Raw genomic sequence first — 19,024 nt, forward strand, 5'->3', positions numbered from 1 at the left:
GATCTTGTAGGCCTTCCCCCCGTTGACCGGCAGGATCGTGACCTCCCGGATCTGGTGTGGCTTGATGCACGGCGGGATAGGGAAGGTGAGTTCCTTCCCTGTCAGGCCGTGCTGCTTCCTGAACTTGATCGCCATCCCCAGCGTCACGGCCCCGTTGCGGATCGTCAGGTGTGCCCGGGGGAACGCCAACTTGAACCGCCCATCTCTGGGAAGATAGTGGGGAGGACTCGGACAGTACTCGAGCTGCCCCTTGCGATACAACTTCAGCAGTTCAAAGTAACTCTTGTACGCCTCTTCAACGGACTTGAGGGTCTGCTGGGCATTGTCGTTGTGCAGGAGGCTGAAGTTCTCGTTCGGCTTGGCTTGAGCGTAGTTGCTGCACTCTTTGTACGGGAAGTCCTTCTTCCGGGTAAACGGGAGGTAGGATCCGACCAGGATGTCAACCCCCGAGGTGAGATCCGGCCGGATCCCTTGAAGGATCTGGGTGTTTTCCTGGTGCGTAGCGTAGTGTTGCCGGACGTTGTACAGTCCTACGTTGTACATGCTCTTGGCATGGTACGCGAGCGTATCGAGGATCTGGAACGTCTTCTTGGGGAGACGAAGGTAATTGCTGACCACTCGCAGTGCCATTGGAGTTAAGGTATGACGCTCATCGGTCTATAAGGTAACTCCCGCGGGGCGAAAGTGTACGGGGCTTGCTACGGGCAATTCCTCCCCCCGCTTGCGCAGGGGGCCTCCTTGCCCGACGAGGTGAATGGCACGAGTCACCGGCTTTCGCGTCCCCGTACCTGATCCAGAAGGGCGGCTTAAAGCGGGCCTTTTTCACCATACCTGTATTAAAGCAAGATATTGCAGAAACCCGGGCCGCTCTGACCCGGGGTGATCTGAGAAGATATAAATAACAAATCCTCCGGCCAGTATATTTCGAAGAGAATAAATAGACACTCTTTTAAGTGACGGTCCCAGACACTTTTCCAGCGTGTTTATCCCGGCCCCCGGCGAGTGCCCCTGCCTTTGTCGTCTTCTGGTGCAGGTATCGCGAAGGCACGGGGAGTGCCGCGAGAGACCGGAAGCAGTAATAAACAAGGGACGCTGTACCTGCCAGCTCGGAGGATCCTCCCGGAGACCCGGATAAGGAGGCCTTCTCGCGGCTTTGCGGGGACGAGATCCGTTCCCGGGTGATGCGTGTGAAGATGAACCAGGAAAGAGTCAGGACGTCCATGAATCGCAGCCAGATACCCATGAGTATCATCGAGCATCTCCAGCAACCAGCACTCGTTCTTGACTGCGAGGGGCGGGTGATCGTCTGGAACAATAGTATGGAACGGTATACCGGCATTTCAGCCAGAGATATCGTCGGAAAAGGTGGTTACGCACATGGAGAAGCGCTGTTTGGCGAGAGGCTTCCTACGCTGGCGAATTGCATCCTGAATCACAGCGATGCCGGGAGCGACCACTACCGCCTGCTGCCCCCTGAAGGCGAAGAGCTGCTCACCGGGTCGCGCATCACCCCGAGACCCGGCAGAGAGGTTGTCTGTATGGCTGCACCCCTCTACGAATCCACCGGCAGACGGATCGGTGCGGTAGAGACTATCCGGGATACGCCGGAAGAGAGGTCGGTCGAAGAGTCTTTCGGGACATCAGCGGAGCAGGTGCAGATCCTGGCGAGTTCTCTTCCCGACATGATCTTCACGCTCAACCAGGACGGCATTTTTTCCCAGTTCTTCTGGACCGGCGCCCGGGAGATGGGCGTAGTCCCCGAAGAAGTCGTGGGGAAGACACCCCACGCCCTGTTCCCGGCGGAGGAAGCAGACTACCTGATCGGGGCTGCGCGACGGGTCATCGCGGGAGAAGAAGTTGTAGCCGAGACCCGGTCGTTCTCATGGCACGGCGGCCAGCGGTCGTTTCAGGTCACCATTCATCCCCTGCACAGCCCCTCGGGAAAGGTCGTGGCGGCCACGGGGGTCAGCCGCGACATCACCCGGGACCTCCTCCGTGAACGGACCCTCCAGGAGACCAGCCGGCTCTCCAGCCTCTATCTCGACCTGCTCGGCACCGACATATACAACACCAACATGGTTGCGGCAACGATCATCGAGATGCTCCGGGAGCGGCTCTCCGGCGATGAGGCGGAGCTCGCGCAGAGGGTCAAGAACACGGTCGAGCAGGGGATCAACGTCATCAAGAACGTTGAGCTCTATAATACGCTCAACAAACACCGTATCCGCCTGGAGCCGGTTGATCTGGACAGAATCGTCCGCGGCCAGATACGGCGCTACGCAGGCATCGACATCAGGTACGAAGGAGAGAGCCACATGGTCTGGGCAAACCCTCTCCTCGAACACATTGTATCCAACCTGATCAGCAACAGCATCAAGTTCGGCGGTATGAAGGTGCGGATCGATATATCCATCATGGAGACCGAAGATACCGTGACGCTGACGGTTGCCGATACCGGCATCGGCATACCGGACCACTTAAAGCCCAACATATTCGATCGCTTCAGCCGTGAGAGCAAAACAGCGGCCGGGAGCAGGGGCCTTGGGCTCCATATCGTCAAGACCCTCGCGAACCAGTACGGCGGGCGCGTCTGGGCGGCGGACCGGGTGCCCGGCAGACCGGGGGAGGGAGCAGCAATAAAGGTGATCCTGCAGAAGTGCTAGGCCGGCGACATCCAGCGTCCCGGAGTACTCAGATATATATTCTCCCGGCGACTACATCATACCGCATCATTCCCATCGGGGACTTCTCCAATGATACGAACAATATGTTTTAAAGAGCGACGATATATCGAAGAGCTGAGAATTCTCACCCGGGCGACCGCGCTTGACTGCATCATCGACGAGCGCTTCGACCGCATAGTATACCTCATAAAAGAAGGAGATATGGGTCTCGCTATCGGTCGGAAGGGAAGCAATATCAGGAAGATGCAGCGGGTTCTCGGGAAACGTATCGAGATGGTAGAATACTCTCCCGAGATCGAGAGATTCTCAAGAAACGTATTTAAACCGGCCGACGTCGTCGGTATCAATAGATTGGACGACGGAAGGCTCAACGTCTACATCAATAAGGACGATCTCGGTATCGCCATCGGGAAAGGCGGATGCACCATCGAGAAGGCGCGGCTCCTCCTCTCCAGGTACTTCGATACCGATCTCGGTGAGGTGCTGGCACGGGAGGACACCCATGCGTGACTGGAGCATCCTCGATGAGGTCTGGCAGGTCATTCAGGACCGGGCAGAGCACCCGTCGGCCGATAGTTATGTCAGTTCCGTTCTGACCCACCGGAAAGGGATCGACAAATCCCTGGAGAAGGTCGGTGAAGAGGCGGTTGAGTTCATCCTGGCCGCAAAGAATCAGGTCCCGGAGAGGACGGTCTCTGAAGCGGCCGACCTCCTCTTCCATTTCCTGGTGGCGCTTCAGGCCTCAGGCACCGATGTGGCTGACGTGCTCGACGAGCTTGCCGCACGCCGGAAGTAACACCATCCTTCTCCCGGGCGGCTTCGCCCGGTTGACGCTCCGGCGGGGCCGATCATACCCCCCGGAACCGTTCAAAGGTAGTCCTTCAGGTCCACCATCCTCGGGAGGTCGTCCTTCTTCACTGCTGCGGACTCTACAACCGTATCCTCGATCATAATGGGAGCCCGGTAGCGCAGAGCAATGGCTATCCCGTCGCTCGGCCGGCAGTCCATCACCTCGGTGCGCGAGCCCTGCCTGAGGAGGAGTTTGGCGTAGAAGACCCCTTCCTCCAGAGAATCGATGTGCAGGGCATCGAGGATTATCTCAAAGTTCCGGAAGAGTTCAACAATGAGGTCGTGAGTGATGGGCCGGGGAAGCATCTCACTATTGAGCGCGTTGCTTATCGAGATTGCTTCCCAGAGCCCGACGTATATGGGTATTGTGCTGTCGCCCCCGGCATCCAGGACGACAGTCGGCGCTGCTCCCACCTCGCTCACCGACATGAACACGCCCTGCACCTTGCAACTTTGAGCAGTCATGTGATCACATGACATGAGCCTTATGATGTTTAAACCTTGGGGTCAATCACCGCTGTTTTTTGGCGCGGGCAAGGAACTCACGCCGCATAATGGAGAGGCTCGGCAGCAGGCCGAGAAGGATGTTGAGATAGTAGAGGATCAGCCGCCAGAGGAGGACGAAGATGCCGACGATCGATGACGGGATGAAGAGGCTGTAGAACGACGTGGCGCCGAGCTCCGCAACGCCCGAGCCCCCGGGCGTGAGCGGGATCATCATGATGATGGCGAGGACGAGCTGGACAACGAACGACTCGATGAGGTACGGCGACTGCCCGAGACCCATAAGGAGCAGTGATGCTATGATGAACTCAGAGAACCAGAAGAGCACAGTGAAGAACATACCCCATACGAGGCCACTCCTTCCGTAGTTCACGAACTTGACGAGACCCTGGTTGAAGTTGTCCACTTCCCGGTCAATCGTCCCCAGGAGGTGCTCGAGCCGCTTTAAGTGCCAGCGCCGGTCGATCCAGCATGACATCCGTCTGAGGACCCGTTTGAGGTAATCCGGGTTCCTCACCGAGTAGACGAAGATCAGGACGAAGAGAGTGACGAATATCCAGGCGGCGTACATTATGAAACTCACGCCGCTGAATCCCGAGGCAAGGCTGCTCCAGTACCTGCCGAGGAAGAGCATGGCAAAGGCTCCGAGTGCCCCGAGGACAATCCCGTCAAGAATCCGCTCCATAACGACGACAGCGGTGGCGTCCCCGACCGGGACGCCCGCCCGGTAGAGTTCGTGGATCCGGACGGGCTCACCGCCCGCCTGCGATGGGGTGACCGCCGCAACGAGCATGTTCGCGAGCACCAAGTTCAGGCAGTGCTTGAAGTTCACCCGGTAGCCGAGCGACGCCGACATCTTCTGGATGCGGAGCGCCCAGAACCCGAGCGAGACGATGTGGAGGAGAGCGGCAAGGAGCAGGTAGAACGGGTTTACGCGACTGATGTAGTCGATCGTCGTCTCGTCGACGGTGAAGTACAGGACACCCGCCATAACGAGGGCGCTAAAACTGATCGAGACGAGCAGCCACTTCCATTGAGACTTCTTCATGCTCTACGCTCCCGGGTGTGGGACAGACTTCGCAGTCCGATCCCCAGACCCCGATTGGCATCCGCAATTTTTTTGCGGAAATCGGGCAATTTCAAGAGAAAAATACCCGAAATTGGACTAATAAGGTATCGTGCGGCTACTATTTAAACGGTGATTTTAAACGCAAATCAATAAGATTCGGGATCTGCGGAGTGAGGGGGCTCCGGGCCGGGCCGGGTGCTTCCGCGCAAAACCTCTGGTGGAGCATTTCACCTTATCTTGTGGGTTCTGGTGCGGCCCGCCCCATGCAGTGGACCGTGGTAGCTATCGCCCCGGGGGGCGGGGGCAGGGGAGGGGGTCTCCCCTTCCCCCCGAATGGACAGCGTTCCCGGCAATCCCCGCCCCCCGTGGGGGGGGCGAACACCAAACAGGGCCTGATAATTTGGAATCGATACACTAGACAGTAAAGAGGCCCCGCTCACCGGTAACCCTGAAGAGCCCCGCACGGACGCCGGCATCAAGCCAGGCATACCCGTAGCTGAACCGGGCGAGAGCGCCGGCAAGGTCGCCCGCATTGAGGTGCTCTACGCCGTCCGCGTACCAGGAATGTGCCGCCGAGTGAAGCACCTCCGCGCCCGCACGGAGCGGGCTCGCTTCGTCCGGCCCCGCCTCAACCATCGTAAGAGCGGAATGAAGCATCCGCCGGTAGCGGTTGGTCTTCTCATCCAGGCGGGCGGCAAGCGAGTCAGGAATACACACGTCTGCCGCATCCGGCGGGTGGGCGGCAGGCGACTCAAGCAGCCCGAGCCGCGAGCCTGCGTCAAGCCAGCCGAACCCGTACGCAAACCCCGCGAGAGCGTTTACCCGGTCGCCCGTCCGGAGAAACGCCGTGCCGTCGCTCTGGTATGCGGCAGCCATCTCGAACACCTCGTCCGCCACCCGGCGGAGGAGAGTCCCCTCCAGAACAGCAATCCGGGTCTGGAGAAGAGCCTCTTCAAAGAGGGCTCCCTGCTCTTCGAGAGTCATAGGCCGGCAAACATCTCCAGGTACTCGCGCTCCATGGGGTGGAGTTCTCCCGGCACGACGAGGACGTGGAGCGGGGGCCCGAAGTCCGTCTCTTTGAGTTTCGCGCCGGTCCCCGCGCGAACCACGGGATTCTCCGACCCCGCCCGGGCGATGCCCACGTAGAGTGCGGGAGGTTCGGTGCCGCGCTTCTCCGCCATCTCTTCGAGTATGGCAATCGCGTCGGGTATGCGCATATAGCGATCCGTCTGTATATCAAGGTAGACGAGCGTGTGCAGGTTGCAAGCGAGGTTTGCCGCAACCGTCTCGGCGGGGGCCGTCGGGAACCATCCCTTCGCGGGGTACGGCACCGAACAGGACTTCCCGAACCGGTAGTTCTGGAGACCGGAGAGGCCGCAGACGGCGCTCGATATGGACGAGGCGTGGATGATAGAGGTTGCAACACCGGCAGCGGCCGCCCGCATCCGGAGGTCGGCGTGCGTCGTCGAGACCATGGGGTCCCCCCCGGTCAGGAACGCCACCCGGCCTCGCGCGGCACGCTCGATGATAACTCCCGGGTCCTGCTCGACGTCCTCTCGCGCGAGCACCCGGATCTCCTTGCCGAAGAACGCCTCCATTCCAGGAACGTCCGTCCCCATCAGCCGGGATGTGTACGACTCCAAGTAGACGGCATCGGCGTTACGGACGCATGCGAGGCCTTTGACCGATATATCCCCGAGGTCGTAGAGCCCGAGGCCCACAAACGTCAGCATGGCCGGTTCGCTCCCGGGGTGAGGGGAGAGGCGGGGAGAGACGAGATTGGGAGCACGGGGATTTTGGAGCACGAGCGTAAGGGTTTCATCGTCATTCCTCAACCGTCAGTGTTCCATCATCGTAGAAGTAACGGATCCAGGGAGTCGTCCTGCCGTGGATGCCGATGACACGGAAGTCCCGTTCCACCGACTGCCGCCCGTCGTCCGTCCTCACCTCGACGACCATGTTCATCAGCTGCTTGATCGTGGATATGGTTCTCTCGTCGAACGACTCGCTGTTGAGAACGTAGATACCAACCCCCTCAAATTTCTTCACCCTGTTCGTGATGACGTGGAGGAACCTGAAGGTCACCTCCAGCCGTGCATACATAAGAATCGTCGAGACCGAGTTGACGCAGAGCCGGATCGGCGGGGGCATCGGCCCCGGAGGATCGGCCATCACCCCCTCCTTCCACATATCCTCTACCATCCGGGAGAACTTGATCCCCATGCTGGTCAGGTCAAGGGGGCTCGTGACAAACTTCGCCCTCGCCGTGTCCCGGAGAGTCGGCACCGAACTCTTCGTGACCGCATCGATGATCCCGACATGGCCCCTGCCCGCCCCCTGCTTCCGGAATGCACCGGCGACATCGGCGGCACGCTCGTCGGTCGAGATCGCAACCGTCCATTCCCCGGTCCGGGGGCAGGCTATCCTGTAGGCAAGGTGCTCCGCGTAGGTCAGGGGCGGCGCCAGGATGAGAACGTTTGCGGCGGCCCGCAGACCTCCGAACTCCCTGTCGATCATCGGGATGCCGGTTACGTAGCGATACATATCAGTAGACTACCTATGCCATGATACGATACATAAGGGCTCCGATAAGGAGTCCGAGGGCAACGGTGTAGAGCGTGATTGCGAGCGTGATCCTTGAACCGACTTCCCGCAGGAGGACCGTGATGGTCGCGAGGCAAGGGACGAAGAGGACGGTCACAACAGCAAATATGTACAGCTGGAGGGACGAGAGCACCATCCCGAGGTCGGCGGTGCCGGCGAGGATGGCAAGGGTCTCAAACGCCATCTCCTTCCGGAGTATCCCGAAGATGAGCGCCGTTGCCGAGTAGCCGGGAAGGCCGAGGAGGGCCATGGTATAGGGCTCCACCATCTGTTCGAAGATGGCCATGATACCGAAGAACCCGAGCAGCCCGAGGACGACGCTTCCTGCCAGGAGGAGGGGCATCGCGATGAAGAGGAACTCGGAGAGGCGTGACCAGGCCTTCTTCATCACCAGCCGCGGGTCCGGCCGGCGGAGCGGGACCATCTCCATGATCATACCGAACCGTTCGCCGGGTGCCACGCGGGAGAGGACGAGCCCCGTGATGAGGATCAGGACAAAGACGATGGCGTACACGCTGAATGCCGCCCCGATGCCGACGAAGCCTGCCACAATCCCGGCGATGATGACGGTCCGGGCCGAGCAGGGGACCATCGTGACCAGGAATGAGGCTATGATACGCTCGCGGCGAGAGTGCAGAAGCCGTATGCTCATGATGGCCGGCACGTTGCACCCGAACGCCAGGGTGAGGGGGATGACCGCCCCGCCGTGCATCCCGACCCTGTGCATAGCGCTGTCGGCGAGGAAGGCTGCCCGGGTCATGTATCCGGAGTCTTCGAGGACGGATATGATGATGTAGAAGAGGAAGACGTACGGGAACGCTATACCGAAGCCTGCCTGGAGCGCGAGGAGGACGGACGTTCCCAGTGCCTCTGCCAGCGGCGGCAGCCCGAGAGCGAGGAACGGTTGAATTGCAAATACATTAAAGAGCCCCACGATCACCTCTTCGAGGAACGATCCCACGATGAAGACCACGAGGAGCATCCCCACCAGGATACCGAGGAGGATCGGGATGCCCGGGAACACCCGCGTCAGGATGCTGTCGAGATCGGTCCGGGGGAGCATCGCCTCTTCTTTGAGCGTGAGGTCGGCGATCCGGCGGGCGAAGTTGTGCCGGTTGGCAGCGATGATCTGGGCGACCGTCATCCGGTGCCGGGACTCGATCTCGTCGGCGATCGTCCGCGCCGCCTCGAGCATCTCCGGGTTATCGCCGAACCCCTGGAGCGCCCGGATGCTCTCCTTCCGGTCGGCCGGAAACATCTTCCCGAGGCTCCGGACAGCGGCTTCTACATGGTGGTCGTAGGGAATCTCCCCCTTCGACGGCCGGGTGGCGGCAAGGGCCGCCGGGATGATCCGGTCTATGTTCTTTCCCTGCGATGCGGCCGTCAGGATCACCTCGACGCCGAGGAGGTCGCGGATCGGGCCGGGGTCGATCTCGAGCCCCTGCTTTAGGGCTTCGTCGGCCATGTTCAGCACGACGACCATCGGGAGGCCGTACTCCGCCACCTGGAGGAGGAGGTAGAGGTTGCGTTCCAGGCGCGTGACGTTTACCACTGCGATGACCGCATCGGTGTCCTGCCGGTCCAGGAACCCGCGGACCAGGGTCTCCTCGTCGGAATTCCCTTCCAGCGAGTAGATGCCGGGGAGGTCCACGAGCTCGACCATCTCGCGCTGAAAACAGGTGTTGCCCCGTTGCAACTCGACGGTGGTCCCGGGGTAGTTGCTCACCTCCACCCCAAGGCCGGTGAGCTGGTTGAAGATCAGGGATTTGCCCACGCTGGGGTTGCCGACCAGCGCTAACCTCATGGGCACGACTCCACGATGATCGATGTGGCGATCTCGGGGCTGATGGCAATGTCGCACCCTTTCACCCTGACGACGACTGACTGGTTCGGGAGTTTCCGCCGGATCTGCACGACCTCGCCGGGAAAGATACCGAGATCAAGCAGCCTGCGGTTCCGCCGGGGCCCCCGTATCATAGCCACCCGGACGGTATCCCCTTCCTTGCAGTCGAGGAGAGTGCAGGCTTCCCGCCCCCGGCAGCGCCTGATACGCTCCTGCGGGGGCTCTGCGCCTTCCATGTAGGAGGAGAGCCGCTCGATCGTCTCGTCGGATATGCCATGCTCGAGGGTGCAGGCCTCCTTGCTTGCCGCATCTGCATCGACGCCAAGCATCTCTGTTAAGAAGCACTGGAGGACGCGGTGTTTCCGGGCCACCCCTGCCGCCACCGACCTCCCTTTCTCGGTCAGCCTGACGGCATCGCCGGTTGCCCGCTCCAGGTATCCTTCCTCGACCAGGGAGGCGATGGTCGTCTCGGCGGTTGCCCTCCCGGTGCCGAGTGCTGCCGCTATATCCTGCATCGTCGCAGGTTGCCTCCCGTTTCCCGTGACCGTGAGGACTGCTTCGAGGTAATCCTCAAATGTGGAAGGAAGCATGCTACATCTTCTTTCACTTCTATCAGTTTATGGATTTGGATGGCGTCATCAGGATCGGAGCGCCCACCGGGGTGAGGCGTCAACGTCTATATGGTTTCAAGCCGATCGGTGATCATGGGGACCCCCGAGAGGCTGGTCACGAACAGGTATGTTGCCGAACGGCTCGCGTTTATGGGCCGTCTGCTCGATATTGCCGGAGGAGACCGCTACCGGATCAGGGCCTACGAGTGGGCGGCACGGCAGATCGAGCGGCTCTCCATCCCGGTTGCTGAACTCAATGAGGAGCAACTGGCCCGTATCCCGGGCATAGGAGTCCGGATAGCCGGGCAGATCCGGGAGACTGCCGCAACCGGATCGTTTGGGGAACTCGAGGACCTCCGGGCCACCATCCCCGGGTCAGTCATCGAACTTCTCGGTGTTCCCGGCCTGGGACCCCGGACCCTGCACACCCTCTGGAAGAAACTCGGCGTCCTGACCGTGGATGACCTGGAGCGGGCGCTGAAGGGCCACCGGCTCCGGGCGCTCCAGGGGTTTGGTGCAAAGAAGGAAGAGGCGATCGGGAGAGGTATCAGGCAGTTCCGCCAGAGATCGGACCGGCTGACCCGCCCACAGGCCGACGCCGTGATCGGGAGTGTGGCGGCGTTCTTCCCGGACGGCCAGTATACGGTTGCGGGGGGTTACCGCCGGGGGACAAGCACCATCGGCCGGATCGATCTCGTCACGACCGTCGAGAGGGACGCCCTCATGCACCGTCTTCAGGCCGCCGGCGCTGCGATCACCGGCAAGAGCGCCGAGGAGGTCTCGCTCTCTCTCGGCGGTGCCCGCCTGAACGTCCGGTTCACCGATCCCGACCGGCGCGGCACCGCGCTCCTCTGCGCCACCGGCTCTCGCGGGTTCTTAGCCCGGCTCGCCGCGGTGGCACTGGAGCAGGGCTGCCGGCTCGGCCCTGACGGCCTCGAGGACTCCGCGAGCGACCGTCTCCGGACCTTCGGGAGCGAGGAGGAGGTCTTTTCGTTCCTGGGGCTGGCGGCCGTCCCGCCGGAACTGCGCGAGGACCGGGGCGAGGTCGAACTCGCCCTCCGGCACGCCCTCCCCGACCTCGTCGACCTTTCCGATATCCGGGGCGACCTCCACGCCCACACCACCGCAAGCGACGGCCACCAGTCGCTTGAGGATGTGGCGGAGGCAGGAGATGCCCGGGGCTACGAGTACATCGTGGTCACCGACCACTCCTCGCGGGTGAGGCCGGAGGCTCTCGCAAAACAGCAGGGCGATATCGAGCGGGTCAACCGGCGGCATACCTGCCAGCTCCTCGCCGGGAGCGAGGTGGATATCAGGAGCGACGGCACGCTCGGATACCCGAACAGCGTGCTTGCAGACCTCGACCTGGTTATCGCCTCGGTTCACTCCGGGTTCGGCCAGGGAGAGGACGTCCTGACCCGGCGCGTCCTGACCGCTATGGAGAACGAGCACGTCGATATCATCGGCCACCCCACCGGGCGCCTTCTCGGCCGGAGGCCGCCGCACGCGATCGACCTGGCCCGGGTGATCAGCCATGCGGCGGTGACGGGAACTGCCCTTGAGATCAACGCATCGCCCCACCGGCTCGACCTTGACGATTTTTATATCTGGCACGCGAAGAAGAAGGGAGTGAAATTGGCTGCAGGGACCGATGCCCATCGGGCAGGCGAATTCTCAAATATGCGCTACGGCATCATGCTGGCACGCCGGGGCTGGTGCACCCCGGGCGATATCTTAAACACCTTCTCTCTATCCGAACTGCTGGAGTGGAGGTCGTGATCTACCGGTTCTATGAGAAGGTTCTCCTCCGCGACCTCCATACGCTTCCGGAACACATCTGCTTCATGATCACCGAACAGGATATGCTCGACGCCCCGGGCAACCTCTATCTTGCCGCCCAATGGTGCCGTGATCTTGGGATCGGGAGCGCCATGTTTCATATCAGCACCGCCGATCCGACCCGGCTGGAACGCTGTCTCCCGCTTATCCGCACGATCTCCTCGATCGCACGCCTGACCCTGCACTACCGGGACGAGAAGGAGGTGAGCGGGGAAGGTATGGACGTGATGGTAGCGATCGGGAAGAGCGGGCGGGAAGAGATCGCCGACTGCGTGAGAAGGATGGCCAGAGACGGCGTAGACCCGGCGTCGGTCGATGAAGACCTGCTGGAGTCGTACCTCACCTTTAACTACGAGCCCGACCTCGTCATCAAGACGGGCGGCGACCACCTGACCGACTTCCTCATATGGCAATCGGTCTACTCCGAACTCTTCTTCCTCGACGTGAACTGGGCCCTGCTCAGAAAAGTGGATTTTTTCCGGGCGCTCCGGGACTTTCAGTCGCGCGCGCGTCGCTTTGGGCGGTGACCACGGAGGAGCCCGGGCTTAGCGGTCGCTCATCAGGAGTTCCAGCCGGCACGCTCTTTCAAGCGCATGCGCTGGTCGTAGACCCGCATCGCCCGGAGGAGATCGATCTTCCTGAACGCCGGCCAGTACGGGGCGCAGAAGTAGACGGCAGACTCGTGGCCGTTCGCGAGCCACGGGAGAAAGTTGGATGTCCGGCAGTCGCTGCCGGTGCGGATGATCAGGTCGACGGGGGGTATGGGCGCTCCCCGGTTGAGATGGCTCTCGACGGTCATGGGATTGATGGCCGCGGGATCGATGATGCCCTGGTTCACCTCATCGAGTATCGACCGGGCGGCATGCACGATCTCGTTCCGGCCACCGTAAGCAAGCGCTATGTTGATGTAGTAGTCGGTGTAGTGCAGCGTCGCCTTCTCCGCTGCTTCGATGGTAAGAAGGAGGTCGTCGGGAAGGAGGGACCGGTCCCCGATCATCTGCACCCGGATATGGTTTTTATGCACCCGCTCATCGGTCAGGATCGCTATAAACTTCTCGCGAAAGAGTGCAAAGAGCGACGCTAACTCGCTCCTCTCCCTCCGGAAGTTCTCGGTCGAGAAGGTATAGAGCGTGATGTGCCGCACGCCGAGCTCGCATGCCCAGTCGAGGACCTGTTCCGTGGTGTCTGCCCCGAGCCGGTGCCCGACCGCCGTATCGAGCCCCTGGTCCCGGGCAAACCGGCGGTTCCCATCCTGGATCACCGCAACGTGCCGGGGGATGTGCTTCACCTGCCATCGCAGGTAGCGCCCGTAGAGGCGCTCAATACCGGATCGCAGCATCAGAGTGGCGTCACCTCAACCACCATCCCTCTGTTGGGGTAGCGCTCGACGACGTATTTCCGGCCCGGCACCCGGGCAGCGTTATCGGCAAGCACCCACCATGCCATCTCGACCCTTCCTTCGCAGATGACGTAGTCATCCTCATCGAGGCTCTCCAGGAACCCCTCAAGGGTGCCTGCCGGTTCGAGCACCCCGTAGACAACTGTCCCGTCATCCGTCACCTCATCAAACGGACGGGCAGTGTTGGCAGCGATCCGCTTTAACCGTTCCCGCAGTTGGACCGAGTCCTTGAAGATCGACGAACAGAAGTGCACCTTCTGGTCGGCAGAGAGTTCCTCCGCCCACTGGCGGGCACCCAACACTGCGTTATGCAGCCCGTCCTCGGGCTCGAACCCGCGCTCGCGCATGGCGGCAGCACAGGTCTCCCCCCATTCCAGTTCGTTGATGTTGAGGAAGTCAAGGAGCGGCAGAGCGGCGGCAAGGTTCTCGAGCCCGGGAAGCGACGGGACCTCGATGCCGATCGCAAAGCCCATCCGGCGGGCGAGGATGGCGGAGCGGGCGAAATCGGTATCGAGGATGCGCGGCCAGGACTCGTGCGGCGGGTGGAGCCGGATCTCGTCGACCAGCCCCCGCAGGCATTCGAGCATGGGTTCGTCCGGTGCGAGGCCTGTGTAGAGGTGGATATGGTGGTCCGGGCCGAAGTGCTCCTTGAGAAGGCTCGCGTACTCGACTACCCGGTCGAGCACGAGCAGCGGTTCGCCGCCGGTGACGCCGGTGCCGAGAGCGCTCATATTCTCGGCCTCCTCAATGATATCCGGCGGCGATGAGACCTTGCGGTCGTTTGCGAACACCACATCCAGGCCCTTCCTCTCGCGCGAGAGCGGGCAGTACCAGCAGGTCCGGTGACATCGTCCGGTCACGAAGAGGACCATCTTTGCTCCCTGGTGGCAGAGGACGCATCCCTGACTCAGGGACCTCCCCGTGGGGGCCACTCCCGACTCCTGTGGCATATATGCTGTACCTATGGGAGGGCAGAGATGAAAAGGTTTGACGGTCCCGGGGAGAGAACCCCGGAGGAATGCCTCTTCGGGGTTATGGCCAGTTCTCTTCAGACTTGCCCGGCAGAACCCGGCATAACGATTCGTAACGGATAAATACGGCCCATACATAGAAAATCAAGTAATTATGCCGCTTCTCCAGCGTGATGACGGCCTCTCGGAGGTCGTTGGTTTTGTGCTGATCCTCGGTGTGATCGTTGTAGCACTCTCGCTGTACCAGGTGTATGGGGTCCCGGCGGCGGGGAGGGAGGTCGAGATCCAGCATATGAACACGGTGAAGGACCGGTTCGTGGATTATAAGATCAGCCTGGATTCGCTCTGGGTGAACGGAAGGAACGGAGTGCTCCTCTCGACAGCCTTTGACCTCGGGACGGGTGCGCCGGCGACCGGGGGCACGGCCTTCGCGCTCCCCCTCCTCACCCCGGCGGGGTCGGGGGGGGCAGTCTCGGTGACGGAGGGCGGGGCGAACCTGACGATTGAACCTGCAGGGAAGGAGCCGGTGACCATCCCCCTCGGCAGCCTCACCTACCGGTCCTCGAACCGCTACTGGGTGGACCAGACCTGGACCTACCAGATGGGCGCGGTCTTCCTCTCCCAGGAAGGGGGGGCGACGGTGCGGGTCGGGCCGTCGATTGCGGTGGCGAAGACGAAGGACGATAATATCACCCTCACCGTAGCACCGATCAGCCTCGAAGGCTCGGGTATGATCGCGGGGTCGGGGCCGGTGCGGGTCGAGACACGGATGCGCTTGAACGATTCGTCCTCCCTTGACGGGGCCTATGAAAAGGTGAACCTGACCGTCACCGGCGATACGGCGACGGTCAGGGCCTGGGAGAGAGCCTTTGGCGAGGTCCGGCAGAGGGCGAAGGATGAGAACGTCATCTGGCTGCTCAAGCCCGAGGTGTCCCCCGGGAGCAAGAAGGTCACGTTCACCGTCAAGCCGGAGGCAGACAACAAGAAGGTGTTCCTCAGCGTATATCCGGCGAACTACACGGTGACGATCCACAACGCGGCGTCCCTGGTGGAGTGATCGATATGAGACAACATCCCGGTGAAGAAGGAGTCTCCGAGGTGGTCGGGGTCATGCTTCTGGTCGGCGTGACCGTCCTTGCCGTGGCGATCGTGGCTGTAGTCCTCCTCTCCGGCCCCCAGCCGGACGAGATCCCCCGGGCAACCATCGTCGCGGGGAACAAGAGCGGCAGCCTCGTCCTCGCCCACGAGGGAGGCGACCCCCTGAGGGAGGGGGAGTACCGGATCTATATCGATGCCGGGAGCGGCCTTGTGGACGAGACCGCGAACTTCAGCAAACCTGCAGGTGGCGTCTGGTCGATCGGGAGGAACATTACCTACAATAAGGGTGGTGCAGACCGCGGTCGCGTGGTCGTGACCACGATCTCGGGCGGCAGCGAGACGATCCTTGCAGAACCGGAGTTCAGGGGTGGGGGGGCGGTGTTCTCCCCCGACCCGGTGGATCCGGGGATGACGCCAGGGGGGACGGGGACGCCTGGGCCGGAAAGTGGTGGAGACGTTTCCCCCATCCAGATTACTACGCCTGAAACAAGCCAGGAGTTAGTATTTTCAGGGAGAGGACATGGCGGCAATAAGTACGCAACGATGACCGCCCAAACAACACTGGAAAATGTGACAAGGATTGACTTCATAATCTATCGGCTCGATGGCCCGTATACTAATGATAAAGAAACAATAATGCGATCTGTTGAAATAAATTCCAGTGATTATTACGTCTGGGACGATATTCCGGTTTTACCCGGCCTTTCAAACGGGAACGAAGTCGCAATGATCGCCATCGCGTATAATAGGACCGAAATAATCGGGTGCAGGTGGCAGGTCACAACTGTGGCTGGAATTTAAAAGTTCAACTTTAAATCCGGATGAAACGTTTGAGAAGGAATTAAATATGAAATCCGACACCGCCACCTCCGACCTCATCGCCGTCATGGCCCTGATCGCCGTCTTCGTGACAGCGGCGGCGATCGCCGGGGTGGCGCTCCTCTCCAGCCCGCCCAGCGACGCGGCGCCCGCGATGATCGCCCGCAGTGTGACAGAGAACGGGACCCTCTACATCTACCACGACGGCGGCGACCCTCTCGAACGGGAGCACTTTGCGATCCTCGTCGACGGCGGCGAGTGGACGGAGAACTTCAGCCTCGTCGATGCTTCAGGAATCGAATACGAGCCCGGTACCTGGACAACGTGGGAGACCGGGGAGGTTCTAGTCAATAAGACTCCACTCGAAAAGGGGACTCCCCGCATCCAGATCGTCGGAGAGGGCGTGGGCCGCACCGGCAGCGACTGGCTCCTCCACGAGATCGGGAACGGTACGCCGACTACACCCACGCCAACAGAGACTACACCCACGCCAACAGAGACTACACCCACGCCAACAGGGACTACACCCACGCCGGTGTCCCTCGTCGCGAACTTCACCGCCAACATTACCGCCGGCCTCGCCCCGCTTTCGGTGCAGTTCACCGATACCTCCACAGGGGAACCGACCTCGTGGTCATGGACGTTCGGGGACGGCAACACATCGACCGTGCAACATCCAATCCACACCTACGCTGCGCCGGGCATCTACACCGTCAGCCTGACCATAACGAAGGCCGGGGCCTCGGCCACCGAAACAAAGACCGGGTACATCGCCGTTTATAACAGTTCGTCTCCGGGCCTCGTCGGAACCTACTACCCGACCAGGGAATTCACCGGCACACCGGTCCACAGGATCGACCAGAGACTCCGGTTCGCCGACGCGTTGGCCGGGGAATGGTATCATTGCAACTCCGACGAAGAGGACTGGCCCAACAGCACTCTCGGCAAGACCGAGCAGTTCAGCGTCGTCTACGAGGGCTACCTGCTCGTTCCGGTAGATGCCGTCTACACCTTTTACCTCACCTCAGACGACGGATCGCGCCTCTGGATCGATGCGGTGGGCGAGGATGCCGAGCCCCTGATCGATAACTGGGGTTACCACCCCCCGACGGAGAAGAACAGCACAATCCATCTCTCCGCCGGGTCCCACCCCGTCAAGGTGAAGATGTTCGAGAACTGGAATGCGGCCGTACTTTACCTCGAGTGGTCGTCCCCCGCGTTTGTGAGAACGCCGGTGGATGCCTTCTGCCGGAGCCCGCCGCCGGCCTCCGCAGACTTCACCGCCAGCCCCACGTCCGGCTCTGCCCCCCTTTCGGTGCAGTTCACCGACACCTCCGCGGGCGAACCGACCTCGTGGTCCTGGGACTTTGGGGGCGGCGGTACGTCAACCGAGCAGAACCCGGTCCATACCTACATCATTCCAGGGACCTACACCGTGACGCTGACGGCCGAGAACGCCCACGGGAGCGATACGGTGACAAAGGTTGGCTATGTCACCGTTACGGAACTCCAGCCCCCGACTGTCACCGCCATCATCCCGGACTCCGGAGAGTCGGGCACTATCGTTAGTATCACCAATCTTGCCGGAACCGATTTCCAGAACGGCGCAACCGTCAAACTCACGAAGAGCGGAGAAACCGACATCCATGCCACAGGTGTAACTTTCGTCAGCAGCACACAGATCACCTGCTCGTTTAATCTGGCCGGCGCCGTTACGGGTCGATGGAACATCATCGTCACCAACCCGGACACACAATCGGGAACACTTTCAAATGGGTTTGAGGTAACCACGGGTCAGATCTATAAACCCGAACCAGATCTAAACAACGAGCTGAACCACTGGACGAAGAGCGGAAGCATTGACGTCGTCACGGTTTCAGGTCACGGTGATGTTGTCAAAATGACCGAGACGAGCAGTATAAAACGAACACTATCAACCGTCGGATATGAAAATATTCAGGTTTCATTCAGCCTTGCTGCCGTTGGGTTCAATAATCCAAACGACGCGGTTGTCGTGGAATGGTTTGACGGCACCTCGTGGCATGAGTTACTACACATAAAGGGTAAAAATCCGCTTGGGGATGAACAATTCCACGATTTCAGTTACTCTCTGCCATCGTCGGCAAAAGACAATCCATCCTTTGAGATACGATTCGGGATTGAACACCAGGGGAAAACAGAATCTGCTCTTGTGGATTTGAAAAAGCTTGAGGTAACCGGAGATCCGATCTAACTTTCGTAGGGCTTTCGCGATCGAGCCGAAAGCCCACCGCTTCATGTATGGCAAAACGCTGAATATCTCTTAACTCATGAAGGTTCCCCTCCTCTCGTCCACCAGCGGCGCTCATACAGTGGTATGGGTGACTTCGTCCTGATAACTCAGGGTTCTGACGTGTTCGCGCACCCGGCAAGGCTTCGCAATGCAGCCAGCGGCTTCCCGCGTACAGTCCATCTCACTTCTTCGTCCGGTACGCCTGCGTCGGGTGCCGGGGATTCTCGGGGATCGTGTACTCAAGAATTCCAGCGCGAAGCAGAGGAGAGAGATAACTCCGGAACACCCACTTTTTGTTTCTCCGGAGGAGCACCGCGAGTTCATCGGCCGTATACGCCCGGATGCTGCAGAGTTCGGTGATGACCTGCTGCACCTGCCCCGGCGGACTTCTCTGCCCGAGGTTTCGAATAGCCTCCGCAAGCTTGGTAGGTAGGTAGGCAGGTAAGCCATCAGGCATGGTAG

The 19,024-nt window shown here is 60.8% G+C and carries 18 protein-coding genes and 1 pseudogene; 8 read left to right on the forward strand and 11 right to left on the reverse strand.

The features are described 5' to 3' along the window. Nucleotides 1–630: pseudogene (locus tag BP846_RS04000) on the reverse strand (RNA-guided endonuclease TnpB family protein); the annotation flags it as partial. 563 nt (nt 631–1,193) lie between these two features. Here BP846_RS04000 and BP846_RS04005 point away from each other — a divergent pair. The 3 genes from BP846_RS04005 to hisE all read left to right on the forward strand — a co-directional run bounded on the left by BP846_RS04005 (nt 1,194) and on the right by hisE (nt 3,480). Next, on the forward strand, nt 1,194–2,663 hold the full coding sequence (locus tag BP846_RS04005; protein WP_292392787.1) for a sensor histidine kinase: 1,470 nt from the start codon (nt 1,194–1,196) through the stop codon (nt 2,661–2,663). 90 nt (nt 2,664–2,753) lie between these two features. Then, the gene (locus tag BP846_RS04010) at nt 2,754–3,194 is read left to right on the forward strand and encodes a NusA-like transcription termination signal-binding factor (protein ID WP_292392762.1); all 441 of its coding nucleotides are present in this window, start codon (nt 2,754–2,756) and stop codon (nt 3,192–3,194) included. After that, a complete protein-coding gene (gene hisE, locus BP846_RS04015) occupies nt 3,187–3,480 on the forward strand; it encodes a phosphoribosyl-ATP diphosphatase (RefSeq protein ID WP_292392763.1) in 294 nt (97 codons plus the stop codon). Before BP846_RS04010 ends, hisE begins: the two co-directional genes overlap by 8 nt. Nucleotides 3,481–3,551: 71 nt before the next feature. On the opposite strand, the gene BP846_RS04020 is transcribed toward hisE, so the two are convergent. The 7 genes from BP846_RS04020 to BP846_RS04050 form a co-directional block, all read right to left on the reverse strand. Continuing rightward, a complete protein-coding gene (locus BP846_RS04020) occupies nt 3,552–3,998 on the reverse strand; it encodes a bifunctional nuclease family protein (RefSeq protein ID WP_292392764.1) in 447 nt (148 codons plus the stop codon). Nucleotides 3,999–4,044: 46 nt separating this feature from the next. Next, a complete protein-coding gene (locus BP846_RS04025) occupies nt 4,045–5,085 on the reverse strand; it encodes a lysylphosphatidylglycerol synthase transmembrane domain-containing protein (RefSeq protein ID WP_292392765.1) in 1,041 nt (346 codons plus the stop codon). A 435-nt stretch (nt 5,086–5,520) separates the two neighbouring features. Further along, the gene (locus BP846_RS04030; protein WP_292392766.1) at nt 5,521–6,090 is read right to left on the reverse strand and encodes a DUF357 domain-containing protein; all 570 of its coding nucleotides are present in this window, start codon (nt 6,088–6,090) and stop codon (nt 5,521–5,523) included. Further along, nucleotides 6,087–6,839, reverse strand: a complete 753-nt coding sequence (dph5, locus tag BP846_RS04035) for a diphthine synthase (protein WP_292392767.1) — start codon at nt 6,837–6,839, stop codon at nt 6,087–6,089. Before dph5 ends, BP846_RS04030 begins: the two co-directional genes overlap by 4 nt. Nucleotides 6,840–6,930: 91 nt before the next feature. After that, complete coding sequence (locus tag BP846_RS04040) at nt 6,931–7,623, reverse strand: RAD55 family ATPase (protein ID WP_292392768.1); 693 nt, start codon at nt 7,621–7,623, stop codon at nt 6,931–6,933. Between the two features lie 40 nt (nt 7,624–7,663). Beyond that, nucleotides 7,664–9,514, reverse strand: a complete 1,851-nt coding sequence (gene feoB, locus BP846_RS04045) for a ferrous iron transport protein B (protein ID WP_292392769.1) — start codon at nt 9,512–9,514, stop codon at nt 7,664–7,666. Continuing rightward, a complete protein-coding gene (locus BP846_RS04050) occupies nt 9,511–10,143 on the reverse strand; it encodes a DtxR family transcriptional regulator (protein WP_292392770.1) in 633 nt (210 codons plus the stop codon). The genes feoB and BP846_RS04050 overlap by 4 nt, the downstream gene beginning before the upstream one ends. A gap of 114 nt (nt 10,144–10,257) precedes the next feature. Here BP846_RS04050 and BP846_RS04055 point away from each other — a divergent pair, with 114 nt between their 5' ends. Then, nucleotides 10,258–11,943: a helix-hairpin-helix domain-containing protein gene (locus tag BP846_RS04055; protein ID WP_292392771.1), complete on the forward strand. Its 1,686-nt coding sequence runs from the start codon at nt 10,258–10,260 to the stop codon at nt 11,941–11,943. Continuing rightward, entirely contained in the window at nt 11,940–12,530 is a 591-nt protein-coding gene (locus BP846_RS04060) for an undecaprenyl diphosphate synthase family protein (RefSeq protein ID WP_292392788.1), read from the forward strand. Before BP846_RS04055 ends, BP846_RS04060 begins: the two co-directional genes overlap by 4 nt. 32 nt (nt 12,531–12,562) lie before the next feature. Here the strand turns inward: BP846_RS04060 and uppS are convergent, their stop codons facing one another. Together uppS and BP846_RS04070 are read right to left on the reverse strand one after the other, a co-directional pair. Beyond that, nucleotides 12,563–13,342: a polyprenyl diphosphate synthase gene (gene uppS, locus BP846_RS04065; protein ID WP_292392772.1), complete on the reverse strand. Its 780-nt coding sequence runs from the start codon at nt 13,340–13,342 to the stop codon at nt 12,563–12,565. Then, a complete protein-coding gene (locus BP846_RS04070; RefSeq protein WP_292392773.1) occupies nt 13,342–14,352 on the reverse strand; it encodes a radical SAM protein in 1,011 nt (336 codons plus the stop codon). The genes uppS and BP846_RS04070 overlap by 1 nt, the downstream gene beginning before the upstream one ends. Nucleotides 14,353–14,527: 175 nt before the next feature. Between BP846_RS04070 and BP846_RS04075 the strand changes: the two genes are divergently transcribed. The 3 genes from BP846_RS04075 to BP846_RS04085 are packed head-to-tail and all read left to right on the forward strand — an operon-like array spanning nt 14,528 to nt 18,523. Beyond that, entirely contained in the window at nt 14,528–15,430 is a 903-nt protein-coding gene (locus tag BP846_RS04075; RefSeq protein ID WP_292392774.1) for a DUF7289 family protein, read from the forward strand. Between the two features lie 5 nt (nt 15,431–15,435). After that, a complete protein-coding gene (locus BP846_RS04080; RefSeq protein ID WP_292392789.1) occupies nt 15,436–16,272 on the forward strand; it encodes a type IV pilin in 837 nt (278 codons plus the stop codon). Between the two features lie 46 nt (nt 16,273–16,318). Beyond that, entirely contained in the window at nt 16,319–18,523 is a 2,205-nt protein-coding gene (locus tag BP846_RS04085) for a PKD domain-containing protein (protein WP_292392775.1), read from the forward strand. 220 nt (nt 18,524–18,743) lie between these two features. Here BP846_RS04085 and BP846_RS04090 read toward each other — a convergent pair. Beyond that, a partial coding sequence (locus BP846_RS04090; protein ID WP_349680754.1) for a Fic family protein occupies nt 18,744–19,024 on the reverse strand: 281 nt, incomplete at its 5' end.

It is taken from the genome of Methanoculleus sp. UBA303 (genome assembly GCA_002501655.1).
GTDB lineage: Archaea > Halobacteriota > Methanomicrobia > Methanomicrobiales > Methanoculleaceae > Methanoculleus.